Origin of the sequence: Mesorhizobium sp. B2-1-3A, from assembly GCF_006442655.1 — a bacterium.
Classification (GTDB): domain Bacteria; phylum Pseudomonadota; class Alphaproteobacteria; order Rhizobiales; family Rhizobiaceae; genus Mesorhizobium.
The window spans coordinates 155,156-178,191 of record NZ_VFWK01000006.1 but is presented as its reverse complement, the minus strand read 5'-3'; the positions used below and the strand labels follow the sequence as shown (position 1 = coordinate 178,191).

Genomic DNA, 23,036 nt, shown 5'->3' with positions numbered 1-23,036 from the left:
CGATCAGGCCAACCCGAACTTCTCCACGGCGCGCATGATGCCGCGCAGTTCCGCGAGGCCTTTCAGCCGGCCGATCAGCGAGTAGCCGGGATTGATCTTCTTCTTGCCGATATCGTCGGCGAGCAGATGGCCATGGTCCGGCCGCATCGGGATGCGCCAGTCGGCGCGGCCTTCCTTGCGGCGGCGCGCCTCCTCCTGCATCAGGGCGAGGATGACATGCGCCATGTCGGTGCCGCCCTCGAGATGCTCGGCTTCGTAGAACGAGCCGTCCTCCTCGATGGTGATGTTGCGCAGATGGACGAAATGGATGCGGTCGGCGAATTCCTTGATCATGGCGACGATGTCGTTGTCGGCGCGCGTGCCATAGGAGCCGGTGCAGAAGGTCAGCCCATTGGCCGGGCTGTCGACGGCGTCGAGGATGAAGCGCGCATCCTGCGCGGTCGAAACGACGCGCGGCAGGCCGTAGAGCGAGAAGGGCGGATCGTCGGGGTGGATGCACATGCGCACCCCCTCCTCTTGCGCCGCCGGAATGATCTCGCGCAAGAACCAGGCGAGGTTGTCGCGCAATTCCTTCGGCCCGATCCCGTCATACTCCGCCAAAGCCTCGCGGAAACTGTCACGGTCATACTTGCGCTCGGTCGCTGGCAGGCCGGCGATGAGGTTGCGCTCGATCTGGTCGACCTGCTCCGATGTAAGCGTCTTCAGCCGCTTCTCGGCCTCGGCGATACGCGCCGGCGTATAGCTGGCCGCGCCGTTCTTGCGCCGCAGCACGAAAAGGTCATAGGCGGCAAAATCGATGGCATCGAAACGCAAGGCGTAGCCGGTTGTCGGCAGGCGATACATGAGGTCGGTGCGCGTCCAGTCCACCACCGGCATGAAATTGTAGCAGATCGTCTTGATGCCGGCCCTGGCGAGCGTGCGGATGCTGTCGCGATAGTAGCCGGCGTAGCGCTCGCGTTCGGGCGCGCCGATCTTGAAGGAATTGTGGACCGGGATGCTCTCGACGACAGACCATGTCAGGCCGGCGGCCTCGATGATGCGCTTGCGCTCGAGCACATCGGCTTCAGGCCAGGCCCTGCCATCATAGATGTGGTGAAGCGCCGAAACCACGCCGGTAGCGCCAGCCTGCCTGACATGCTCAAGCGTCACCGGATCATCCTGACCATACCAGCGCCAACACTGTTCCATTGCAACTTTCCTTTTTGCGAGAGACCGGCAACCTATTGTTTGACTCAGATGAGTGTCAAACTCAGAACCGGGTTTTGATAGCGCATGAAGGAGCTCCCGCGATGAAGGATTTCGACGGCAAGGTGGCATTGGTGACAGGGACGACCGGCATCGCGCTCGCCACCGCAAGACGGCTGGCGCAGGGGGGTGCGGCGATCATCGCCTGCGGCATCGACCGGGCCGCCAATGCCGCCATGCAGGAAAGCCTTGCCAAGGCCGGAGCGGATGCGCTGGTGCAAACGGTCGACGTCTCCGTTTCCGATCAGGTGCGCGACGCGGTCGCGGCCGGCGTCGCGAAATTCGGCGGCATCGACGTCATCGTCAATTCCGCCGCGGTGCATCCCTACGGAACCGCGACGACAACCGACTGGGAAACCTGGAACCGGGCGATGACCGTCAATGTCGGCTCGATCTATCTCACTGCCCATTTCGGCATTCCGGAAATGATCAAGCGCGGCGGCGGCGCCATCGTCAACGTCGCTTCGGTGCAAGGCTTCGCCTGCCAGCAAAACGTCGCCGCCTATGCCACGACCAAGGGGGCGATCCACACGCTGACCCGCTCGCTGGCGCTCGACTACGCGGCATCAGGCATAAGGGTGAATTCGGTCAGCCCGGGCTCGATCCGCACGCCGATTCTCGAAAAGGCCGCGCGTGGCGACCATGGCAGCGATGCCGATGTCGAAGAGGCCTACAGGCGTTTCGGCGCAGCCCATCCGCTTGGCCGCATCGGCGAGCCGGAGGAAGTGGCGGAGTTGATCGCCTTCCTGTGCTCGTCCAAGGCCGGCTTCTGCACCGGCGCGGACTACAGAATAGATGGCGGCCTGACCGCCGGCATTGGTGTGAAGTAGAACGAGGACGATCGGCCTTGCCTTCACCGCCGGCGCGAGGCTCAGGGGTTTTGAGAGCGCAGCGTCCGCAAGGTGATCGAGTAGCGATGCTCGGCGAGCGGCGGGATGCTGTGCTCCCACTCCGTGCGTGAAGGGCCGGTCATGAGATAGGCCGACCGAGGCTCGACGACGATGGTCCGGCGCTCCCATTTGTCACCATGCTTTCGCCGCAGCCGAAAGCTGCAGGGCGTCAGCAGGGAAACGCCGGCGACATCCTCGAAATGCGGCTTGTCGCGATGCCAGCCTATACCGGCGCCAGGCCGGTATTCATTGATCAGCACCTGCGCGAAGGCCTCGGCAGGCCGGTGCGCAAAGGCCGCGACCTGCTCTCGCAACGGCAGCAGGAAGTCGGGGATCGGCAGCGCCTCGACGACTTCGCGACGGTCATAATCATAGCGCAGACCGAAACCGACGACGCGACGGTTTGCCAGATGACCATGGAAATCGAACGCCTGGAACGGCAGTCCTTCAAGATGCCGGGCAAGCTCCGTCTCTTCCCGCGGCGTGATCAATCCGGGCTGGTAAGCAAAACCTTCGGGCAGATCCTCGGCGGCACCAAAGAGATCATGCTGGAGTACCGGAGCGCGGCCGGTGGCTTTCGATTTGAGCGACGACATCCCGCCTAGATGGTGAATGCTGTGTAGCAAGGCAATACGGAGCCCTTGCTCGCGTGCGGACAGGTGATGCCATGGGCAAAGGCAGGGAACTCGATCCGTGGCTGGCGGGTTATCTGGCTGAGCAGTCAGGTGCCAAGATGCCGTCGACCGCGATCCGAAACACACAATACGATCCCGCGACCAGAACCCTCTCCGTCTGGTTCGTGCCGAGCGGCGATCGCTACGATTACGCGGACGTTGCCCCGGCAACCTATGCCGCTTTCAGGAAGGCCACCTCGAAAGGCCGCTTCTTCAATGAATTCATTCGCGACCACTACAGCTACCGCCGCGTGGCATGATGCGAGCGCTGGCGACCTGTCATGCCTTCTTGTTCAACTCCGCTGGCGCCTTGTCCGGCGCCGGTTCCCAACCAAAGACACTGCGGCCGCCAAGCAGATGCGACTGGTCGAATTCGCCGGCGATGATTTCCTTCAGGCTGGGGCCGGTGACGTATCGCTCGACCTGCCGCGACTGATCGTCGAGCCGCCTCAGCGCGCCGACTTCTTCTTCACGACCAAGCCTGGCTTTTTGCACAGCCGACTTCAGCACGCCGATTGTTTCATCATAGACCTTGAGCGGAACAGGGAACGGGTGCCTGTCCTTGCCGCCATGCGCCAGAGAGAACCGGCCGGGATCGGAAAAACGGCACGGCGCGCCATGCACCACTTCGGCGACCAGGGCCAGCGCGCGCACCGTGCGTGCACCCACGCCGGGAACCAGCAGAAGCTCGGAAAAATCCTCCGGGCCGCGTTCGGCGGCGGCCGCCATGTTCCCGTGAAGACGACGCATCACGACATCGCTTTCGCGAACATCATGGTGGGCCGGCATGACCAGATGCGGCAGCAGCGGCTGCTCGGGAGCAGATGCGGTGCCGGGGTGCAAGGCAGCGAACTCGCGCAGAATGCGGTCCGGCCCAAGGTCCTGGAGCAGATCCAGCTGTCCCTGACGAGAGGCCTCGGCGCGACGGTCGGTCAGGTTGACGATCTCGCCCTGGTTGGCGCCCTCGATCGCGGCGTGCGGCTGATCGACAAAACTCTTTAGCCCCTCGGACAGCCAATGGTAGCGGCGCGCCACCTTGCTGTCGCCATGCATGCCTTGCTGCACCACCACCCAGTCGCCGTCATCAGTGACGATGAAACCGTGCAGATAGAGGTCGAAGCCATCCTGAACGGCGGCGCTGTCGACCTTGGCGACCAGCCGGCTGACGGTCGCCAGGCGCGTGCCGTCGAAGCCGATGCGCTCGCCGATAGCGGCAAGTTCATGCGGGGTCTTGCGCGAATGCGCGCCACGGCCGCCGCAGACATGAATGCCGAGTTCGCCCGACAGCGGCGTCAGACCGCGTTTCAAGGCGCCGACGACGCTGGTCGTGATGCCGGAGGAATGCCAATCCATGCCCATCACGGCGCCGAAGGACTGGAACCAGAACGGATGCGCCAGACGCCTTAGCAACTCGTTGCGGCCGTAGTGATGAATGATCGCCTCGCACATGACGGCGCCAAGGCGCGTCATGCGGTCGCCCAGCCATTTCGGCACGCGTCCGCCATGAAGTGGAAGATCAGCACTGCCCGATCGTTGCGCCAAGTCCGTTGCCTGTTCCGGTTGCTATCCGGACAGATATGTATCCGAGATCGCATAAGGAAGCATCGAATGAGAGCGCCCGAGGTGGTTCGATGGGCCACACCGGGTTCGACCCTATCACGGGCACGGCAACTTCCTGCTATCTCACCACGCGTTTTTCGAGCTTGCGGGCCAGGGTGCGCCGGTGCAGGCCGAGCCGGCGCGCGGTTTCGGAGATGTTGAAGCCGGTCTCGACCAGCGTTTCATGGATGCGTTCCCATTCGAGGTTCTTGATCGAGGTGGGACGGCTGCTCAGCGAAACCGAAACATCGCCCTCGGCGCGGCCGAAGGCGGCTTCGATATCGTCGGTGTTGGCGGGCTTGGCCAGGTAATGACATGCGCCGAGCTTGATCGCCTCGACCGCCGTGGCGATGCTGGCAAATCCGGTCAGCACGACAATCCTCATCGAAGCATCGCGGGCGCTGAGCAGCTTGACGCATTCCAGCCCGGAGCCGCCGGCGCCAAGCTTGAGATCAACGACGGCATAAGCCGGAACCGCTGTCTCGAGGGCGCGAGCCAAGTCTTCCCTGCCGTGGCAGACCATGACGTCGTAGTCGCGCTTTTCGAAGGAGCGCTTCAGCGTTTTCGCGAAGGTGGCGTCGTCCTCGACGATAAACAAGGATCGATCAGGCCGCATGATCATCTCCATCGGTCAGCGCCGCGAGCGGCAGCGAGAGCGTAACACAGGCGCCCTGCTCCATATTGCGCGCCGAAAAGTCGCCGCCGAGCTTTCGAACCACGTTGACGACCAGGAAAAGACCAAGGCCACCGCCCGGCCGTCCCTTGCTCGACATATAGGGCTGGCCGAGCGCGGCCAGTATACCCTGGTCAAAACCCGGCCCACGATCACGCACGGAAATCACCAGTTTCTCGCCCTGCCGCTCGGCGGTGACGTCGACCCAATCCTGCGATGCTTCCTGGGCGTTGTCGAAGACGTTGAAGATGACCTGCTTCAGCGCCGTGTCGGAAACGATCTGCTCGTCGGGTTCGAAATCATTGCTGTAGCGCAGATTGAGCGGCTGGCGGCTGACACGCCATTCCTCGACAAGATCGTCGAGGAAATGGCGGATGCTGGTGCGGATCGTGCCTTCGCCCCGCGCCTGTCCCGACGACATCAGGATGCCAGAGACGATGCTTTTGCAGCGCTCGATCTGCGCCTGCATTTCGGCCATGTCCGCCGCCAGTTCGCGGTTGCGCGTGACGCTGCGCATCTGGCGCCAGTCGGAGAGGATGACGGAGATGGTCGACAGCGGCGTGCCCAGCTCATGCGCGGCGCCCGACGCCAGCAGGCCCATGCGCACAATGTGGTCCTCCTCGGCCGACCGCTGGCGCAGATCGGCGAGATAGGCATCACGTTCGCGCAGATTGCGATTGATGCGCGTCATGAAGATCACGATCAGGCCGGCAGCCAGCACGAAGCAGATGAACATGCCCCTGATATGCAGGACCAGCAGGTCGCTGCCGCCGTGATGCGGGATCGCGATCGGCTGGAACTGGAAGGTGAGGAAGACGAAGCAGGCGGAAGCGGCGGCCACCAGGCTCCAGGTGGACCAGGGTGTCAGCAGCGCGGCGCCAAGCGTAATCTGCAGCAGATAGAGCGACACGAACGGGTTCGAGGCGCCGCCGCTGAGGTAGAGCTGGGTCGTCAGCGCCGCCATATCGAAAATGAGCGCGACGAACAGTTGCGCGTTGCTGATCGGGCGCTGACCGCGCAAGGCGAGCAGGCTGAAGATGTTCAGCCCGACGAGGAAAAGCACCACGCCCGCCATCTCCGGCAACGGAAGCGGGATATCGAACCAGTATTCCGTCACCAGGATGGTGAGGACCTGACCCGCCACCGCCAGCCAGCGCAGCTGGATGAGCAGGAGCAGGTTCTTCCTGTTCGCCGCGTCGGGATCGGCGACCGCGCCGCCCTTGCCAGCAAGGGATGCCGCCGCGAAGGATTTGTCGTTGCGAAGCATTTGGGTCGGAACGCTCATCTTGCAGGTCCTTGCCGCCGGCGGCGACCGATCATCGGCGCGGCCAGGGCCGCGGCAAGCATCGCAGCGAGCGTGAACCAGGTCAAAGCATAGACCAGATGGCTGTTGCGGAAAGTCACGACGGTCAGGCCGCCGCGCGGCCAGTCACCGGATGCCCCCGCATCGACGAAATAAGGCGCGACATCTGTCAGGCCGCGCGCGGTTGCGATGGCGGCGACGTCGCGCGAATACCAGCGATTGGCCACGGCATCGTTGCTGCGCAGGAAGCCGCCGCCGGGTTCGCTCATGCGCAACAACCCGTCAATGACGGCCGGCGACGGAAAACCGCCGCTCTCCCGTTCGAATTCGGCCTTGCGCTCCTGGGGAATAAAGCCGCGATTGACCAGCACGACAAAGCCGCTGTCGGTTCCCATCGGCGTCACGACCCAATAGCCGCCGCCAAGCTCCGTCACCGCCTGCACCAGCGTGTTGGCGCCGCCCAGAAAGCGCCCGGCCAATCGCACATGGCTGTATTCGCTGCTGGCTGCGGTCATTCCGTCCCAGTTGCCCGGGCCAGGCGCATCGACAAGCGGTGCATGGATACGTTGGTCGACACGGGCGATCAGGTCGAGCTTCCAGACCCGCCTTTCCAGTTGCCATATGCCGAGCCCAACAAACACCAGCACGCCGAGGAGGCCGAGCAGCACAAGGAAAAATCGCGACGCGGGCGACCTGCCGGCGTCCCTGCGCGGCGCGGCGGACAAGCCGATGCCAGCCTGCCCGATCCCTATCTCGCCAGTGGTCCTCCCCGCGCCCGGCGACGGGCTCATGGCATCTCGCGCATGTCGTGAAGCCCGGGCATCATGTTGGCGTTGAGATGGTACATCACCCAAAGCGAGCCGGTCAGCACGATGACGACCAGGATCAGCGTGAAGATCAAGGCCAGCATCGACCATCCGCCCTCCGAGGCGGTGTTCATATGCAGGAAGAAGACCATGTGGACCACGATCTGCACCGCGGCGAAGACCATGATGACGATCGCCGTGGCCTGCTTGTTGTCGAGGGCGCCGGTCATGACCAGCCAGAACGGGATAGCGGTGAGGATCACCGACAGGACGAAGCCGGTCAGATAGCTTTTGAGCGATCCATGCGCGGCCCCGCCATGGGCGTGGCCGTGATCGGCGGCATGATCATGAGCGCTCATCGCAACATCCCCATCAGATAGACAAAGGTGAAGACGCCGATCCAGACGACGTCGAGGAAGTGCCAGAACATCGAGAGGCACATCAGCCGGCGGCGGTTGGCTTCGATGAGGCCGAACCGGGCGACTTGCGTCATCAGCGTCACCAGCCAGACAATGCCGAAGGTGACATGCAGCCCGTGCGTGCCAACCAGGGTGAAGAAGGACGACAGGAAGGCACTGCGCTGCGGCGTGGCGCCTTCATGGATCATGTGGGCGAATTCGTAGAGCTCGATGGACAGGAAGGCCAGGCCGAACAGGCCGGTCACCGCCAGCCAGGCCTGGGTCGCAGCGATCCGGCCCCTGTCCATGGTCAGCATGGCAAAGCCATAGGTGATCGAGGAGAACAGCAGCATGGCGGTGTTGACCGCCACCAGATTGAGGTCGAACAGGTCCTTGGGCGCCGGACCCGCGGCGTAGTTGGCGCCGAGCACGCCATAGGCCGCGAACAGCATCGCGAAGATCAGGCAGTCGCTCATCAGATAGAGCCAGAAGCCGAGCATGGTGCTGCCGCCTTCGGCGTGTGCATGCTCTTCTTCCAGGTGAAAGACCGGTTCGGTTCCGGTCGTGGTTGCCATCGAAGCCATGCTCGAACCCTAGCCCTGAGCGGCGAGGAGCGTCGTCCTCGCCTCCTCCGTCTGCGTGACCTCGGCAGCCGGAATGTGGAAGTCTCTGATATAGTTGAAGGTGTGGCCGATCACGGTGGCTATGAGGCAGACGAAGCTCAGCGCCGCCAGCCACCAGATGTACCAGATCATGCCGAAACCGAGCGCGACGCTGAAGGCTGCCAGGATGATGCCGGTGCCGGTATTGCTGGGCATGTGGATCGGCTTGAAGCCCGAGAGCGGCCTGATATAGCCGGCCTTCTTCATGTCCCACCAGGCGTCATTGTCGCGCACGACAGGCGTGAAGGCGAAATTGTAGGCCGGAGGCGGCGAGGACGTCGACCATTCGAGCGTGCGGCCATCCCAGGGATCGCCGGTCGGATCGGCGAGCGCCTCGCGCCTGCGGATGGAGACGAAGATCTGGATCAGGAAGGCGGCAATGCCGATGGCGATCAGCACCGCGCCGAAGGCGGCGATGACGAACCAGATCTGCAGCGAAGGGTCGTCGAAGACGCGCATGCGGCGCGTCACGCCCATCAGGCCGAGTATGTAGAGCGGCATGAAGGCGAACCAGAAGCCGACCACCCAGCACCAGAACGACACCTTGCCCCAGAACGGATCGAGCTTGAACCCGAAGGCCTTGGGCCACCAGTAGGCAATGCCGGCGAACAGGCCGAACAGCACGCCGCCGATGATGACGTTGTGGAAATGCGCGATCAGGAACAGGCTGTTGTGCAGCACGAAGTCCGCCGGCGGGACGGCAAGCAGCACGCCGGTCATGCCGCCGACGGTGAAGGTGAGCATGAAGGCCACCGTCCACATCATCGGTAGTTCGAAGCGGATGCGGCCGCGATACATGGTGAACAGCCAGTTGAAGATCTTCGCTCCGGTCGGGATCGAGATGATCATCGTGGTGATGCCGAAGAAGGAATTGACGCTGGCGCCGGAGCCCATGGTGAAGAAGTGGTGCAGCCAGACAAGGTACGACAGGATGGTGATGACCACCGTCGCGTAGACCATCGAGGTGTAGCCGAACAGGCGCTTGCCGGAGAAGGTCGAGGTGACCTCGGAAAAGACGCCGAACAGCGGCAGGATGAGGATGTAGACTTCCGGGTGACCCCATATCCAGATGAGGTTCACATACATCATCGGGTTGCCGCCGAAGTCGTTGGTGAAGAAGTTGGTGCCGACATAGCGGTCGAGCGACAGCAGCGCGAGCACCGCCGTCAACACCGGAAAGGACGCCACGATCAACACGTTGGTGCACAGCGACGTCCAGGTGAAGACAGGCATGCGCATCATCGTCATGCCGGGCGCGCGCATCTTGATGATCGTGCAGATGAGGTTGATGCCCGATAGCGTCGTGCCGACGCCGGCCACCTGCAACGCCCAGATGTAATAGTCGACGCCGACGTCGGGACTGTAGCCGATGCCGGAGAGCGGCGGATAGGCGAGCCAGCCGGTGCGGGCGAATTCGCCGACAAACAGCGACGCCATGACCAGGATCGCGCCGCCGACCGTCATCCAGAAACTGAAATTGTTGAGGAAGGGGAAGGACACGTCACGCGCGCCGATCTGCAGCGGCACGACGAAGTTCATCAGCCCGGTGACGAAGGGCATCGCCACGAAGAAGATCATGATCACGCCGTGCGCCGTGAAGATCTGGTCATAGTGATGCGAGTTGAGATAGCCCTCGGAGCCGTTGAAGGCGATGGCCTGCTGCAGGCGCATCATGATGGCGTCGGAGAAGCCGCGCAGCAGCATGACGAGGCCGAGCACCATGTACATGATGCCGATCTTCTTGTGGTCGACGCTGGTGAACCACTCGCGCCACAGATAGGTCCACAGCTTGAAATAGGTGATCGCGCCGAAAAGGGCGATGCCGCCAAGCGCCACCGCGACGAAAGTGGCCACGACGATCGGCTCGTGCAGCGGCAGCGAGTCCCAGGTCAGACGGCCGAAGATGAACTTGGTCAGCGTATCGGGCATCGGTTGTCTCTCACAATTCGCGCCGCAGCAGGCCAAGCGCCGGCATATCCACCTCGGCGCGACGGCTCTCGGTCCCGGGCCTGAGCAGCCCCGCCCCGCGCAGCGGGGAAAGATCCTTTGACGGCCAATCCGTCGGCGTGGCATTGCTGGCGGCGCGTGCCGCGGCAGCCGCTTCCTCCGCCGTGCAGATGCTGGCGACATAGGACGGATCGTTGCCGAATACCGCGCCGCGCCGGGCGAGCTTGTCGTATTGCAGCGGCAAGGTGTTGCGGACGCCGGCAAGACCGAGGCCACCCTTGGCATCGATCGACATCATCTCGTTCATGCACATCTTGCCGCGCTCGACGCACAGGTTGAGGATAGCGCCGTAAAGGTCGGGATCGACGGAGGCATAGTGGCGGACCGGCTCGTTCTCGCTCGGCTTTTCGAGTTCGAGATAGTTCTCGCGGTTGAGAGCCGCCGAGGCAGCCTTGCTCTGCGCCACCCACTGGTCGAAAGCCTGGTCGGACAGACCGTGGAAGGCAAAGCGCATTCCCGAGAAGCCAGCGCCGCTGTAATTGGCCGAGAAGCCGCTATAGGTGCCCGGCTGGTTGATGACGGCGTGCAGCTTCGTTTCCATGCCGGGCATGGCATAGATCTGCCCGGCCAACGCCGGAATGTAGAAAGAGTTCATCACCGCCGACGAGGTGATGCGGAAGTCGATCGGCTGGTTGACCGGCGCCGCAAGTTCGTTGACCGAGGCGATGCCGTAGTCTGGATAGATGAACAGCCATTTCCAGTCGAGCGCCACGACCTCGACCTTGAGCGGCTTGTGGTTCTGCGTGACCGGCTGGCCGGGCTCGATCCGGTCGATCCGACGGTATGGGTCGAGCAGGTGCGTGCCGAGCCAGGTCAGCGCCCCGAGACATATGATGATGAGCAGGGGCGCGGCCCAGATCACCAATTCCAGTTTCGTCGAATGGTCCCAGTCCGGCGCATAGGTCGCCGAGGCGTTGGATTGCCGATAGCGCCAGGCAAAAAAGACGGTCAGCGCCATGACCGGCACGATGATGACCAGCATCAGCAAGGTCGAGACCACGAGCAGGTCGCGCTGCTGGACCGCGACATCGCCGGCGGGCGCGAGCACGACCAGATCGCAGCCGCTCAACAACCCGGCCAGGGGGAAAAGAAGCAAGGTTCCAAATCGTTTCATCAAACGCTGCCCTCGATGGACCGCGGCAACGGCTCATGTTGCAGTGCGGTATCAATCAAGGGCTACTGCTCGCGGCGGCGCGGTGACATTGGACAATTTGTCCAATGCCCAGAAGGCATGGCTTTGGCCCAGTGTGCAGCGCACAATGGAACCTTTGGGGAATCCCCCGAATTGGATCCCGGACACTTCATTCCACGCGGTGGCGACGGATAAGATGGCTCAGACTTCGACTGCCGAAACGAACAGCGAGCTGATCGGCTCGCATCATGGCCAGGTCAGCGCGGGCGACATCGCGGTTGGCGTGATCGTCGGCAGGACGTCGGAATTCTTCGACTTCTTCGTCTATGCGATCGCGTCCGTCATCGTGTTTCCCAGGCTGGTGTTTCCGACGCACGATCCGCTTGTCGGAACGCTCTATTCCTTTTGCATCTTCGCACTGGCCTTCGTCGCGCGCCCGTTCGGCTCCGTGCTGTTCATGGCCATCGATCGTGCCTATGGCCGTGGCGCGAAACTGACGATCTCGCTGTTCCTGCTCGGCACGTCGACCGTCGCCATCGCGTTTCTGCCTGCCTATGGCGATATCGGCGTGGTCGCGATCTGGCTGCTGGCGCTTGCCCGCATCGGACAGGGACTGGCGCTCGGCGGAACATGGGACGGACTGCCCTCGCTGCTGGCGCTGAACGCGCCGAAGAACCGGCGCGGCTTCTATGCCATGATCCCGCAACTGGGCGCCCCGATCGGCCTCATCGTGGCAAGCTCCCTCTTCGCCTTCTTCGTCGCCAACCTGTCGGCCGACGACTTCTTCACCTGGGGCTGGCGCTATCCCTTCTTCGTCGCCTTCGCCATCAATGTGGTCGCCTTGTTCGCCCGGCTGCGCATTGTCGTCACACCTGAATTCTCGAAACTGTACGAGAGCGGCGACCTGCAGCCGACACGCATCAGGGACACGATCCGGGCCGAAGGCCGCAACGTCGTCGTCGGCGCCTTCGCGCCACTGGCGAGTTTCGCGCTGTTCCACATGGTGACGGTGTTTCCACTCTCCTGGGTGTTCTTGTTCACCAATGAGGGACCGGCGCGGTTCCTGGTGATCGAGGCGGTGAGTGCGCTGTTCGGCATTGCGGCCATCGTCGCGTCAGGGCCACTGGCCGACCGCGTTGGACGCCGTGCGCTGCTTGGCGGTTCGGCGATCGCCATCGCGACGTTCAGCGGCTTTGCCCCGCAGCTTCTGGATGGCGGCGCCGTCGGCGAAGCCCTGTTCATGGTGCTGGGCTTCATCCTCCTGGGGCTGAGTTTCGGGCAATCGTCGGGCGTCGTCGCCTCGAGCTTTTCCCGGCAGCATCGCTATACCGGCTCGGCAATAACCTCGGATCTGGCATGGATGTTCGGCGCCGGCTTCGCGCCGCTCGCGGCCCTGCTGCTCGCCGGCAATTTCGGCCTCATCGCCGCCGGCGCCTATCTGCTGTCGGGCGCGGCTTGCACATTGCTCGCCCTGTGGATTGACGGGCGCCGTCCGGCCGCGGATCGTCAAGCCGATTAATCCGGGGCCTTCGATTGCGGATATGAGTCCGATCGCATTGGTGACCCAGCCCGTTGCCGCATTGCCATGCTCGCCTGCCCGCCCAATGCGGCGCATTCTCCAGGCGGAGGTGATCCACCGGGCCATGTCGCGATAGAAGGCTGGGCGCCGGCCGACAAATTCGCGCAGGATGAAGCCCATCCGCGGCTCGAGATCCTCCTGCTATACACGCAAACCCGACTAAACCACCGAAGCAGCCGGCTTGGCTTGCCGCATGGCGGACCGGTGCGCCGCACTGGCATATTTCTGGGCGATCATGGCGCAGACCATGAGCTGTATCTGGTGGAAGAGCATCAGCGGCAGAACGATCGCGCCGACACCCTGGCCGGCAAAGATGACGTTGGCCATCGGGACGCCGCTCGCCAGGCTCTTCTTCGAGCCGCAGAAGGTGATCGTGATCTGGTCGGCCTTGTCGAAGCCGAGAAGCCGGCTGCCATAGGCCGTGCACAGAAGCACGAGGCCGAGCAGCACCATGTCGGCGACAACGACCACGGCGATATCGCGCAGCGAGAACATATGCCATAGCCCCTCGGCGACGGCCGTACTGAAGGCCAGGTAGACGACCATCAGGATCGAGCCGCGATCGACGGGCATCAGCAGCGTCTTGCGAGAGCGTATCCAGTTGCCGATCCGCGGTTCCAGCAGCTGTCCAAGTGCAAAGGGCAAGAGCAGTTGCACCAGGATCTGGCTCACCGCATTCCATGAAAATCCGCCGTGACCGCCGATGGAGAAGAGCAATCCGACGAGCAGGGGCGTGAGGAACATGCCGAAGATGTTGGAGGCGGAAGCCGAGCAGATGGCCGCTGGGACATTTCCACCAGCCATCGAGGTGAACGCGATCGAGGACTGGACCGTCGAGGGCAGGACACACAGAAAAAGAATGCCGAGGTAGAGCGGCTTGGGCAAGATCGAGGCAGGCAGATAGCCGAGCGCCAGACCCAGCAGCGGGAACAGGCCAAAGGTCGTCAGAAGGATGACCAGGTGCAGGCGCCAATGCATCAGGCCGGCGACAACGACATCGCGCGAGAGCCGCGCGCCATGCAGGAAGAACAGAAGCGCCACGGCAAGATTGGTCGCAACCGCGAACCATCCCGCGAACGTCCCGGTTGCTGGCGCGACAGACGCAAGCGCGACCGTGCACAACAGCAGGATCAGAAAGGAGTCCGGCAGAAAGCGGCGCATGACATGTTCGCTCCAGAATGGGTCCAGCGCCGTCTTTTCGTGCATTGTGAAATAGGATACAAGGAATAACAGTTATCGTGATTTGAGATATCAGTGCTCGATCTGGTCCAACTTCGCAGTTTCGTCACCGTCCAGCAGATGGGAAGCTTCACCTTCGCGGCCGAGAGGCTGGGGCTGGGGCAATCCACCGTCAGCCAGCACATCGGCAAGCTGGAGGCCGCGATTGGCAGGCGGTTGCTGGCCCGGGATACGCACAAGGTGGTGCTGACGCCTGACGGCGAAGCCCTGCTCGGCCATGCCCGGACCCTGTTGTCCATAGAGGGGCAGGTGCAAGCGCTGTTCACCGCGCAGAGGCTGCGCGGCACATTGAGGCTCGGCGTATCCGAGGACCTGGTTGCCAGCCGTCTGCCACTGGTGCTGGAGGATTTTGTCCGGTCCCACCCATCCGTCGATCTCGAACTGACCGTTGCTCTCAGCGGCGTGCTCTACGAGATGCAGGACAATGGCGAACTCGATCTCGTCCTGGCGAAGCGCCGGCTGGGCGACAGCCGTGGGCGGCTCGTCTATCGTGAGCCGCTTGTCTGGCTCGCCCGTGATCCGGAACACGTCCTGTCACTCGCGGCCTTGCCGTTGATCTCCTTCCCCCCGCCGAGCGTCACGCGCAGCATCGCGCTGGAAGCGCTCGAGCGGCATCGCATGCCGTGGCGCATTGTCTGCACCTGCGGAAGCCTGAGCGGGCTGACGGCCGCCGCACGCGCCGGGATGGGGGTTCTGGTGCAACCGCAAAGCATGTCGCCTTCAGGTCTCAAGGAGATCGGCCACCTGCCACAGTTGGAGGACGTGGAATTCGTCCTCATCCCGAGCAAGGGCGCCGACAGGGCGCTCGTCTCAGCGCTTTCGGATGATATTCTGAACAAGGTGAGAGGCCTGCGCTGACCGGCAGCGTAGGTGGCGGTCAGGGCTAGCCGGGCCGGGCGCGCCCGTCCCGCTCCTCGATGCCTTTCGGCTTTTCTGAAATCAGGCCGGCTGAACTGAAGCCACCTTGCCGTCGCTATCGACGATGCAGCTGGTTGGCTTTCCCGCGACGTTCAGTTCGACCTGGAAGCTCTTGGCATCGAGCCTGCGCGAGCTGGTCGGCAACGCCTTGCCGCTATCGACCCCGCCCGCTTTCGCCGCCGCGCCGGCGCAAAGAAGCTGGAGATCGGCCGGTGCTGTTTCGACCGTCGTCCTCGACATCTGGTCGGGCGTCGGCGCGCTCTGGCATGCCGCCAGAACCGTTGTGATGACGATTGAGGCCGATCCGCAAACGGCCCAGTGCCTCATCCTGATCTGCCTGCCGGTCTCCATGGTGTTGTCCCCTGTGTTTATCGAACTATACGTCCGTCCTTGATCACACACCCTTGTAGAGCGCCGCGCCCTGCATCAGCACGATGACCTTCGCCCCGACCTTGATGCGGGAATGCAGATCGATGATGTCGCCATTGTTCATGCGGATGCATCCGGAAGACACGTCCAGACCAATGGTCCACGGTTCGGGCGTGCCATGGATCCGGTAGATGGTGTCATGGCCGTCTTCGTAGAGGTAGAGCGCCCGCGCGCCGAGCGGATTGTCGGGCCCACCGGGCATGCCATTGGCCCACGGCCGGGCTTTTGGATCCCGGGCAACCATTTCGGCCGGCGGTGTCCAGGTCGGCCATTCCGCCATGCGCCCGACCTTGACGATGCCGGCCCATCCGAAGCCCTCCCGGCCCACACCGATGCCGTAGCGGATCGCCTGCTGGCCGGGCTGGACGAGATAGAGGAAGTGCTGGTTGCCGTCGATGATGATGGTGCCGGGCTGCTCGGCGGTGCGGAACTTGACCACCTGCGGGCGGAAGGATTCCGGCACCTGCTTGTGAAGCTTGTAGTACTGGTAGGCCTTGGTGCGATTGTAATCCGTCCACTGCCGCGTCTTGGGATCGTAGACCTGCGTTCCCGCGGCAAGGGACGCGGTGGTGGAAAAAACCAATCCCAGCGCCAGCACGACCGCGAGGCCTGCCGCATGCCTGCCGCCAGTTCCCGCCGCTCGTTCGTCGGTGCCGAACCTCATCTTCCTGCGTCTGGTCATTGCTTGGCCCATCCTTCGACGCGCGCCTCGTTCTTGGCCACCCATTGCTCGGCGTAAGCAGAGGGCGCCTGCCGCTCGACCTGGAGCGCGTAGCTCATATCGATCGCCTCCTCCGGCTTGAAGTCGACGTGCTCCAGGAAGCGAACCACCTCCGGATGTTTCTTGCGCAACGAGGTCGCGTAGGCGATGTGGTAGTGGGCCGTGTCCCAGCCAACCGCGGCATTCGATTTCGAAAGCCATTGCGGGTCTTCCGTCGGCAGGACGATCTTCCATTTGGCGGCATCGTATGGTGGCTCCGTCAGGCGGACGATGTCGTGCAATTTGAAGACCACATGCGGCGCATAGCAAGCGAAGACCATCGGCCGATCCGAGGCCTCCGCCGCATCTACAGCCGCCATGCCCACATCTTCCGGCATTTCGAGCAGCGTCAGGTTTTTGGCATAGCCGTAGCTGTTGGCGCGGATGCGCTCGATGGTGGTCGACGACCACGTTTGGGCGCCAATCCACATCTCGCCCTTGCCGTCTCCGTCCGTGTCGAGCGCCTCGGTCTTCTTCGGATCACTGAGGTCGGAAATGTCCTTGAAGCCGTATTTGTCGGCCGCTGTCCGGTTGGCACAGATACCCTGCCAGGCCGGAACTCCGATCGGGCTGATCGCGACCGTACCGGCCTGGGTGACATACTTCTTGACCAAGGTGTCGAGGTTCGGCAGCCACACTTCCGGATGGATGTCGACCTGGCCGGAGTCAAGACCGGCGAATGCAATCATGGTGCCCATCTCCACCACATCCGCATCGAGCCCGAACTCCTTCTTGAGACTCACTTTCAGGATGTTGGCCGTCGCCTGGCCCGACGACCAGTTCGGCATTGCAATAACCAGATCAGCAGCGTGGGTGCGAATATCGCCGAACACAATCGCCGAGGCAACCACCGCCACTTTCAATGCCAGTTTCACCAGGTCGGCCATCAAGTGATCCTCTTCACGTGCTCATTTGGAATCCTGTCGAAGACACCCAATCGCTAAAGCAGTTCATCGACAGCTGGTTTCGTTCGTCGATTGCCACCGGAGGTGCCTCCAACCTTTCGGCCAGATTGTTGGTCTGACCCGGAAGGTTGCGTCGCCTGTTCGGATCCACAACGGACAGAGTAGCGCTTACCGCCAAGCGGCGCCAGCGCTCCTCCCGCGCGGTGGCGTGGGCGGTCGAAATCGTCGGAGGAGCCAAGATGAGCAGGGATTGCTTCGCGACGGTCATAGGAGCCCCGAATCTGACTGGCGTCGCTGCCAAGCTTGCATCTGAGGCTGCATCGAAGGAGTACGTAACAGTAACAACCATCGGCTCACACAGGAAGCAACGGGCGTTGCAACCGCCACCACGACGCACGTCGTCGATCGGAAGCACCCACTATTGCCGTCATCGCCGAAGCAGCTTCCCGCCGCCTTGGAAACCTCCGCGGGATCCGCCTCCGCCACCAGGATGGGAAATCAGGGCGTTGTGCTGGATCCGGTCAGCAGCTGCCGCATGGTGCGGCCTGCCTTGGAAAGCGCGACATCGCCGTCACTCCACCGTGACGGATTTCGCCAGGTTGCGGGGCTGGTCGACGTCGGTGCCCATGAAGACGGCGGTGAAATAGGCCAGCATCTGGATCGGCAATGCGTAGATGATCGGCGAGATGATTTCCGGCACGTCCGGCAGGATGATCGTCTCCATCGTCTTCACGCTCGCCTGCGCCGCCCCCTTGCTGTCGGTGATCAGGATGATCTTGCCGCCGCGCGCCGCCACTTCCTGCATGTTGGACACCGTCTTCTCGAAGATCCGGTCATGCGGCGCGATCACGATGACCGGCATGTTCTCGTCGATCAGCGCGATCGGTCCATGCTTCAGTTCGCCGGCCGCATAGCCTTCGGCGTGGATGTAGGAGATTTCCTTGAGTTTCAGCGCGCCTTCCATGGCCAGCGGGAAATTGGTGTCGCGGCCGAGATAGAGCACATCGGAATAGCGTGACAGCTCCCGCGCAATGCGCTCGATCTGCTCCTCGAGCTTGAGCACCTGGTTGGCATAGCGCGGCGCCTCCGAGAGCGCCCGCACCAGGGTCTTTTCCTGCTCTTTCGAGATCGCCCCGCGCGCCACGCCGGCGCGCACCGCAAGCGATGCCAGCACCGAAAGCTGGCAGGTGAAGGCCTTGGTCGAGGCGACGCCGATCTCGGGCCCGGCCAGCGTCGGCAGCACGACATCGGATTCGCGCGCCATGGTCGATTCCCGCACATTGACGACGGCGCCGATCTTCATGCCGGCCTTGCGGCAGTAGCGCAGCGAGGCCAGCGTGTCGGCGGTCTCGCCCGACTGCGAGATGAAGAAGGCGGCATCGTTGGCCGACAGCGGCATCTCGCGATAGCGGAACTCCGAGGCGACATCGATGTCGACCGGCAGCCGCGCATAGCGCTCGAACCAGTATTTGCCGATCAGGCCGGCGAGATAGGCGGTGCCGCAGGCCGAGATCGCCAGCCGGCCGATCTTGGCGAAGTCGAACGGCAGGTCGAGCGGCTTAGAGACGCCGGAGACGAAGTCGACATAATGCGCCAGCGTGTGCGAGATCACCTCGGGCTGCTCATGGATCTCCTTCTCCATGAAATGGCGGCGGTTGCCCTTGTCGACCATGAAGGAGGTCGACAGCGACTGCTGGCGCTTGCGCTCGACTTGTCTGCCGTCGATGTCGAAGATGGCGACGCTGTCGCGGCGCACCACCGCCCAGTCGCCGTCCTCCAGATAGGTGATCGAATTGGTGAAGGGCGCCAGCGCGATGGCGTCGGAGCCCAAAAACATCTCGCCGTCGCCATGGCCGACGGCCAGCGGCGGGCCGTTGCGGGCGCCGACGATCAGGTCTTCGTCGCCCTTGAACATGATGGCCAGCGCAAAGGCGCCTTCGAGCCGCTTCAGCGCCTGGTGCGCGGCCTCGACGGGCTTGCGCCCCCTGGCCAGTTCGCGCGCCACCAGATGGGCGACGACCTCGGTGTCGGTCTGCGAGGAGAAGGAATAGCCGTCGCGCGTCAGTTCATCGCGCAGTTCGGCGAAATTCTCGATGATGCCATTGTGGACGATGGCGACACCGTCGGAAAAATGCGGATGCGCATTGGTTTCGTTGGGCACGCCATGGGTCGCCCAGCGCGTGTGGCCGATGCCGATCGTGCCCTCGAGCGGCTCGTCCTTGAGCCGGCGTTCGAGGTTGATCAGCTTGCCCTCGGCGCGACGGCGGCCAAGCTGCCCCTTTTCAATGGTGGCAACACCGGCCGAGTCATAACCGCGATATTCCAACCGCTTCAGCGTAGCCAGGATGAGCGGAGCAACCTGCGAGTGGCCGACTATTCCAACGATGCCGCACATGGCTTTGCCCCCATAGCCTGCAGAATTCCAGCCCCATTGCACACAAGAGCCATGTTATCCCTCCCCGACCACGGGCTGATCGTTCATTTGAAGGAGCCCATGGACTTAATCGAAAGCTGACCTGTCGCGTTTGAAGTCCGAAGTCGCCCAAGAAGGCGCAGGCTCCGTGGCGGAGCCTGCGTGGTCGGCCGCGAGACACCTGAAGACGGGCAGTTCGTTCGAATGATGCGCTTCGGTCAGCCGAGGCGCATGTTGAGTCAGCCGGCAAACCAAAACACACCCAACAGCCGGTTAGGCCCGGCCGCCTGATGCCCCCCTCCAAGAGGCTGTCGGGCCGCTTGATCTACATGGGGCTCGGACTGCCCCGGATGCCGGCAAGCGAGCGGTACTGAGTCCACGCAGGAGATGAACAAACCTTGGCCTGTCGCTCACAATTTTCGACCACTCCTTGCGGTTAAGGCGCTGAAATCGCTGGCGCTCGGCATCGTTTGATTGCACGAAGACGCCGAACTGACCTCTCGATACAAAGGGGAAGCTTAATCCTCGCCTTGCTCGATCCAGGCATGCTGAAGGGGGATGTAGGGCATGAAGTTCAGAGACCTGATCAGGCGTGCTGACAACGCCGAGAAGTCCTTCGAGGACCTTGAGGCCGACTTGGCGAACGCCGTCGACGAGTGCCTTGGTTTGTCCGATCTGTCAGAGCAGGCAACAGATGCCGTCGCTGGCGAGACGCCCATGCAAGAGGACAACAGCGAACAGGACAACAGCACCCAAACCGGAGACGGCGCCGTCACTGCGGAACCCGCGCGACGACTGACCTCCCATACGCAGAGCCGTATGGCCGCCTTGACTTCGTTTGATGGGCTGTTTCGCGATGCGAAGCTCCACTTCGAGGAGATCAACTCGAAACTGTCGGAGATCGCAAGCACGCATCACCTGACCCGCGAACTGTTCCACATTCTTCACGCCGACATTCTGCGAGCCAACGAACTGGAGCTGGCGAATCTGAACCTGACCTCGGAGCAAAGGAGCCTGTCGGACAGGCTCAATGATCTGAACCGAAGGCAGCATGAGCGGGAAGGCATTGTGGAGGCCTTGCAGCAGCGCGAAGCAAGCCTGGTTCAAGACTGTGAGGCGCTTCGCGGCGCACTGGCCGGGGCAAGGCTGGAACTCGTGGAGGCCGCGAACACGAACGCGAAAAACGAAGCGGAATTCGGGGACATCACGAACGCACTTGCAGCTGCTACCGTCGAGGCCGACAGACGCGCGCGCGAAAACAAACAGCTGCGGGAGAAGAATGTCAGCCTGTCGATCGACCTCGAAAAAGCGCTGAAGCGGGAAGACGAGGCGCGGCACAGGCTCGACGGGTTTTCCACGATCCATGCCAACGAAGCGGCACGAAATTCCGAATTGCTGGCTGCACTCGGCAAGAGCGAAAAGGAAGCGACACGACTCCATACGTCGCTTGAGGTCGCCCAGGCGAAACTGTCCGAGATGACGGAAGCCGCCCGTATCATGGAAGCGGAGAAGAACGCCGAGATCGAACGCTGCCGTGCCGAAATTCGAGGATCGCGTTCCGAGATTCAGAACCTCCATTCGCGACTGGAACTCGCATCAAACGCAAACAGCGAAGCCTCGAACGAACTCGCCAAGCTCAGGCTTCAATGGAGCGAGGCCGTGGCGGAAAAGCAGGTCGCGGATGAACGGTTGGCTGCTCTCACCAAGGAGGCTGAAACCGACAAGCTGAATCTTTCGAAGATAACCGCCAATTTTTCACAGCTTTCCCTGCAGCAGGCGTCCGATCAGATACAACTCGATGTCCGCCGGCAGGAATGCGAAGACCTGCGGACCGAAATTGCGTCGGTCAACGCCCGGATCAGGGACCTCCTGCCTCTTGAGAGGCTCCATGCGACGACGAAGGCCAACGCCTTGACGCACAAGAGCGATGCAGCCAAGGTTCCCGTGACGGTGGAGCGAACAGCGCGCTCCATGCGCCGCGTTCGCCGGAGGGCGCTCACCGCATCATAGAAGGAGGCTGCCCATATTCGCCGCCTGCTTCCAACGATCCCTCACATCATTGGCGGAAAGCCCTCGACATCTGATCGGTGAGAGGCTTCAGCAGATAAGACCAGACGCTGCGTTCGTCCGTGCTTATATGGACCTCTGCCGGCATGCCTGGCTTTAGCACCTTGGCATCGGTCAGGCAGGCTGCCTTGTTCTCGACATTGATACGCGCCGAGAAATACGAAAGCTGTTTTTGTTGATCCTTGATCAGGTCCGCCGAGATGCGCTTGACCGACCCCTGGCAAGCAGGCGTGGTGCCGGAGTCGAAAGCAGGAAACCGGATCGAGACCCGCTGGCCGGGACGAATATCATCTATGCGCGACGGCGGAATCAGCGCGTCGACGACGAGGTTGTCGGTGTCGGGGACAATCATCATGAGCACTTCCCCCGGGGCGATGACGCCGCCGATCGTGTGGATGGAGGATTCCTGCACCGTTCCCGATTGCGAAGCGCGGATGGTGGTTTTGGTCAATTCGTCCTGCGCCACAACCTTGCGCTCTTCGAGTTCGGTCTGCTTGGCCTCGGTTTCGCGAAGTTCGCTGGTCACCTCACTGCGCCTCTGTTCATCGAGCTGAAGAATTTGCAGCTCGGTCTCGCTGATCCGGGCCTGCGCCTCGGCAACCGCCGCCGCGAGGCGCCCTGACTCTCCGTGCGCCCGGGTGGCATCCAATCTGATGTTGCTCAGCCGCTCCTTGGACACTAACTTTTTTGTGAAAAGCGCCTGGACGTCGGCAAGATCCCCATCCAGCAAGACCACGGATTGGTCTTCCGCAGCCTGCTGTGCCTTGAGGCCATCGATCTGACGCTCGAGTTGCTTTGAGCGACTTTGCAACTGTGCCTTCTGCCCCGTCAACGCCGCGGCGCGGCTTTCAAACAGGGCGCGCTCGCCATTGACGAGTGCGGCCAGTTCCGGGTCGCCCATCCGTGTCTGAAGGCCGGAAGGAAGCTGCATCTCCGACAGGCCTTGCCGCTCGGCTTCCAACCGCGCCAGTCGAACGGTGGCGCGATCGAGATCCTCACTGATTATTTGCAGGTTGGCCCGCGTCAGCGTGTCGTCCAGCCTGGCCACCACATCGCCGGCCCGGACATGATCGCCATCTTGCGCGAAGATGCCCCCGATCGTGCCGCCTGTCAGATGCTGGACTTTCTTTATGTTGCTCTCGACCACCACGGTGGCAGGCGCAATCACCGCGCCGGCGATCTTGGTCAAACCGAGCCAAAGCCCGCCGCCGACAATCAGCAGAGCCGTGATCGCCGCGCCCAGGATCAGGTTGGCCCGGATATCATCCCGCACCTCGGCCGAGTTCGCCTCGGTCCTTCGGCTCGCATCGGCGAGCGGCACGTATGAAAACATCGTC

21 protein-coding genes are annotated in these 23,036 nt (G+C 62.7%); 5 read left to right on the top strand and 16 right to left on the bottom strand.

The features are described from left to right. Nucleotides 1-3: 3 nt before the first annotated feature. Nucleotides 4-1,188 carry a mannonate dehydratase gene (gene uxuA / locus FJ977_RS25325; protein ID WP_140774900.1) on the bottom strand — a complete coding sequence of 395 codons (1,185 nt, stop codon included), beginning with the start codon at nucleotides 1,186-1,188 and terminating at the stop codon, nucleotides 4-6. 101 nt (nucleotides 1,189-1,289) lie between these two features. On the opposite strand from uxuA, the gene FJ977_RS25320 reads away from it, so the two are divergent. Further along, nucleotides 1,290-2,075: an SDR family oxidoreductase gene (locus FJ977_RS25320; RefSeq protein ID WP_140774899.1), complete on the top strand. Its 786-nt coding sequence runs from the start codon at nucleotides 1,290-1,292 to the stop codon at nucleotides 2,073-2,075. 41 nt (nucleotides 2,076-2,116) lie between these two features. On the opposite strand, the gene FJ977_RS25315 is transcribed toward FJ977_RS25320, so the two are convergent. Continuing rightward, on the bottom strand, nucleotides 2,117-2,731 hold the full coding sequence (locus FJ977_RS25315) for an alpha-ketoglutarate-dependent dioxygenase AlkB (protein WP_140774898.1): 615 nt from the start codon (nucleotides 2,729-2,731) through the stop codon (nucleotides 2,117-2,119). A gap of 71 nt (nucleotides 2,732-2,802) precedes the next feature. On the opposite strand from FJ977_RS25315, the gene FJ977_RS25310 reads away from it, so the two are divergent. Next, nucleotides 2,803-3,069 (top strand): KTSC domain-containing protein, encoded by a 267-nt coding sequence (locus FJ977_RS25310; protein WP_244735233.1) that lies wholly within the window; start codon nucleotides 2,803-2,805, stop codon nucleotides 3,067-3,069. A gap of 19 nt (nucleotides 3,070-3,088) precedes the next feature. On the opposite strand, the gene FJ977_RS25305 is transcribed toward FJ977_RS25310, so the two are convergent. From FJ977_RS25305 to cyoA, 8 genes are all read right to left on the bottom strand, one after another. Then, nucleotides 3,089-4,351 (bottom strand): DUF763 domain-containing protein, encoded by a 1,263-nt coding sequence (locus FJ977_RS25305; protein ID WP_140774897.1) that lies wholly within the window; start codon nucleotides 4,349-4,351, stop codon nucleotides 3,089-3,091. A 136-nt stretch (nucleotides 4,352-4,487) separates the two neighbouring features. Then, on the bottom strand, nucleotides 4,488-5,024 hold the full coding sequence (locus FJ977_RS25300; RefSeq protein ID WP_056570570.1) for a response regulator transcription factor: 537 nt from the start codon (nucleotides 5,022-5,024) through the stop codon (nucleotides 4,488-4,490). Further along, nucleotides 5,014-6,366, bottom strand: a complete 1,353-nt coding sequence (locus FJ977_RS25295; protein ID WP_140774896.1) for an ATP-binding protein — start codon at nucleotides 6,364-6,366, stop codon at nucleotides 5,014-5,016. The genes FJ977_RS25300 and FJ977_RS25295 overlap by 11 nt, the downstream gene beginning before the upstream one ends. After that, the gene (locus tag FJ977_RS25290; protein ID WP_140774895.1) at nucleotides 6,363-7,175 is read right to left on the bottom strand and encodes an SURF1 family protein; all 813 of its coding nucleotides are present in this window, start codon (nucleotides 7,173-7,175) and stop codon (nucleotides 6,363-6,365) included. Before FJ977_RS25290 ends, FJ977_RS25295 begins: the two co-directional genes overlap by 4 nt. Continuing rightward, nucleotides 7,172-7,549 carry a cytochrome o ubiquinol oxidase subunit IV gene (gene cyoD / locus FJ977_RS25285; protein WP_140774894.1) on the bottom strand — a complete coding sequence of 126 codons (378 nt, stop codon included), beginning with the start codon at nucleotides 7,547-7,549 and terminating at the stop codon, nucleotides 7,172-7,174. The genes FJ977_RS25290 and cyoD overlap by 4 nt, the downstream gene beginning before the upstream one ends. Next, nucleotides 7,546-8,172, bottom strand: coding sequence for a cytochrome o ubiquinol oxidase subunit III (gene cyoC, locus FJ977_RS25280; RefSeq protein WP_140774893.1), 627 nt, complete (start codon nucleotides 8,170-8,172; stop codon nucleotides 7,546-7,548). The genes cyoD and cyoC overlap by 4 nt, the downstream gene beginning before the upstream one ends. 9 nt (nucleotides 8,173-8,181) lie before the next feature. Next, nucleotides 8,182-10,179, bottom strand: a complete 1,998-nt coding sequence (gene cyoB / locus FJ977_RS25275) for a cytochrome o ubiquinol oxidase subunit I (protein WP_140774892.1) — start codon at nucleotides 10,177-10,179, stop codon at nucleotides 8,182-8,184. A 10-nt stretch (nucleotides 10,180-10,189) separates the two neighbouring features. Continuing rightward, nucleotides 10,190-11,371, bottom strand: a complete 1,182-nt coding sequence (gene cyoA, locus FJ977_RS25270) for a ubiquinol oxidase subunit II (protein ID WP_140774891.1) — start codon at nucleotides 11,369-11,371, stop codon at nucleotides 10,190-10,192. A 214-nt stretch (nucleotides 11,372-11,585) separates the two neighbouring features. On the opposite strand from cyoA, the gene FJ977_RS25265 reads away from it, so the two are divergent. Next, on the top strand, nucleotides 11,586-12,908 hold the full coding sequence (locus FJ977_RS25265; protein WP_140774890.1) for an MFS transporter: 1,323 nt from the start codon (nucleotides 11,586-11,588) through the stop codon (nucleotides 12,906-12,908). Nucleotides 12,909-13,127: 219 nt separating this feature from the next. Here FJ977_RS25265 and FJ977_RS25260 read toward each other — a convergent pair whose 3' ends face one another. Then, nucleotides 13,128-14,129, bottom strand: coding sequence for a bile acid:sodium symporter family protein (locus FJ977_RS25260; RefSeq protein ID WP_140774889.1), 1,002 nt, complete (start codon nucleotides 14,127-14,129; stop codon nucleotides 13,128-13,130). Nucleotides 14,130-14,222: 93 nt separating this feature from the next. On the opposite strand from FJ977_RS25260, the gene FJ977_RS25255 reads away from it, so the two are divergent. Continuing rightward, nucleotides 14,223-15,065 carry a LysR substrate-binding domain-containing protein gene (locus tag FJ977_RS25255; RefSeq protein WP_140774888.1) on the top strand — a complete coding sequence of 281 codons (843 nt, stop codon included), beginning with the start codon at nucleotides 14,223-14,225 and terminating at the stop codon, nucleotides 15,063-15,065. Nucleotides 15,066-15,146: 81 nt separating this feature from the next. Here the strand turns inward: FJ977_RS25255 and FJ977_RS25250 are convergent, their stop codons facing one another. The 4 genes from FJ977_RS25250 to glmS form a co-directional block, all read right to left on the bottom strand. Beyond that, entirely contained in the window at nucleotides 15,147-15,476 is a 330-nt protein-coding gene (locus FJ977_RS25250; protein WP_140774887.1) for a hypothetical protein, read from the bottom strand. A 43-nt stretch (nucleotides 15,477-15,519) separates the two neighbouring features. After that, complete coding sequence (locus FJ977_RS25245; RefSeq protein WP_140775218.1) at nucleotides 15,520-16,218, bottom strand: L,D-transpeptidase; 699 nt, start codon at nucleotides 16,216-16,218, stop codon at nucleotides 15,520-15,522. A gap of 14 nt (nucleotides 16,219-16,232) precedes the next feature. Continuing rightward, nucleotides 16,233-17,201: a glycine betaine ABC transporter substrate-binding protein gene (locus FJ977_RS25240; protein ID WP_140774886.1), complete on the bottom strand. Its 969-nt coding sequence runs from the start codon at nucleotides 17,199-17,201 to the stop codon at nucleotides 16,233-16,235. A 589-nt stretch (nucleotides 17,202-17,790) separates the two neighbouring features. Then, the gene (gene glmS, locus FJ977_RS25235; protein WP_140774885.1) at nucleotides 17,791-19,614 is read right to left on the bottom strand and encodes a glutamine--fructose-6-phosphate transaminase (isomerizing); all 1,824 of its coding nucleotides are present in this window, start codon (nucleotides 19,612-19,614) and stop codon (nucleotides 17,791-17,793) included. A 585-nt stretch (nucleotides 19,615-20,199) separates the two neighbouring features. Here glmS and FJ977_RS25230 point away from each other — a divergent pair. Beyond that, the gene (locus tag FJ977_RS25230) at nucleotides 20,200-21,642 is read left to right on the top strand and encodes a hypothetical protein (protein ID WP_140774884.1); all 1,443 of its coding nucleotides are present in this window, start codon (nucleotides 20,200-20,202) and stop codon (nucleotides 21,640-21,642) included. 46 nt (nucleotides 21,643-21,688) lie between these two features. On the opposite strand, the gene FJ977_RS25225 is transcribed toward FJ977_RS25230, so the two are convergent. Further along, nucleotides 21,689-23,032 (bottom strand): HlyD family type I secretion periplasmic adaptor subunit, encoded by a 1,344-nt coding sequence (locus tag FJ977_RS25225; protein ID WP_140775217.1) that lies wholly within the window; start codon nucleotides 23,030-23,032, stop codon nucleotides 21,689-21,691. Between the last annotated feature and the right edge of the window lie 4 nt (nucleotides 23,033-23,036).

Coding starts and splice junctions, on each gene's coding strand:
- uxuA (WP_140774900.1), bottom strand. CDS start 1,188: ATGGAACAGTGTTGGCGCTGGTATGGTCAGGATGATCCGGTGACGCTT.
- FJ977_RS25320 (WP_140774899.1), top strand. CDS start 1,290: ATGAAGGATTTCGACGGCAAGGTGGCATTGGTGACAGGGACGACCGGC.
- FJ977_RS25315 (WP_140774898.1), bottom strand. CDS start 2,731: ATGTCGTCGCTCAAATCGAAAGCCACCGGCCGCGCTCCGGTACTCCAG.
- FJ977_RS25310 (WP_244735233.1), top strand. CDS start 2,803: ATGGGCAAAGGCAGGGAACTCGATCCGTGGCTGGCGGGTTATCTGGCT.
- FJ977_RS25300 (WP_056570570.1), bottom strand. CDS start 5,024: ATGCGGCCTGATCGATCCTTGTTTATCGTCGAGGACGACGCCACCTTC.
- FJ977_RS25295 (WP_140774896.1), bottom strand. CDS start 6,366: ATGAGCGTTCCGACCCAAATGCTTCGCAACGACAAATCCTTCGCGGCG.
- FJ977_RS25290 (WP_140774895.1), bottom strand. CDS start 7,175: ATGAGCCCGTCGCCGGGCGCGGGGAGGACCACTGGCGAGATAGGGATC.
- cyoD (WP_140774894.1), bottom strand. CDS start 7,549: ATGAGCGCTCATGATCATGCCGCCGATCACGGCCACGCCCATGGCGGG.
- cyoC (WP_140774893.1), bottom strand. CDS start 8,172: ATGGCTTCGATGGCAACCACGACCGGAACCGAACCGGTCTTTCACCTG.
- cyoB (WP_140774892.1), bottom strand. CDS start 10,179: ATGCCCGATACGCTGACCAAGTTCATCTTCGGCCGTCTGACCTGGGAC.
- cyoA (WP_140774891.1), bottom strand. CDS start 11,371: ATGAAACGATTTGGAACCTTGCTTCTTTTCCCCCTGGCCGGGTTGTTG.
- FJ977_RS25265 (WP_140774890.1), top strand. CDS start 11,586: ATGGCTCAGACTTCGACTGCCGAAACGAACAGCGAGCTGATCGGCTCG.
- FJ977_RS25260 (WP_140774889.1), bottom strand. CDS start 14,129: ATGCGCCGCTTTCTGCCGGACTCCTTTCTGATCCTGCTGTTGTGCACG.
- FJ977_RS25250 (WP_140774887.1), bottom strand. CDS start 15,476: ATGGAGACCGGCAGGCAGATCAGGATGAGGCACTGGGCCGTTTGCGGA.
- FJ977_RS25245 (WP_140775218.1), bottom strand. CDS start 16,218: ATGAGGTTCGGCACCGACGAACGAGCGGCGGGAACTGGCGGCAGGCAT.
- FJ977_RS25240 (WP_140774886.1), bottom strand. CDS start 17,201: ATGGCCGACCTGGTGAAACTGGCATTGAAAGTGGCGGTGGTTGCCTCG.
- glmS (WP_140774885.1), bottom strand. CDS start 19,614: ATGTGCGGCATCGTTGGAATAGTCGGCCACTCGCAGGTTGCTCCGCTC.
- FJ977_RS25230 (WP_140774884.1), top strand. CDS start 20,200: ATGAAGTTCAGAGACCTGATCAGGCGTGCTGACAACGCCGAGAAGTCC.
- FJ977_RS25225 (WP_140775217.1), bottom strand. CDS start 23,032: ATGTTTTCATACGTGCCGCTCGCCGATGCGAGCCGAAGGACCGAGGCG.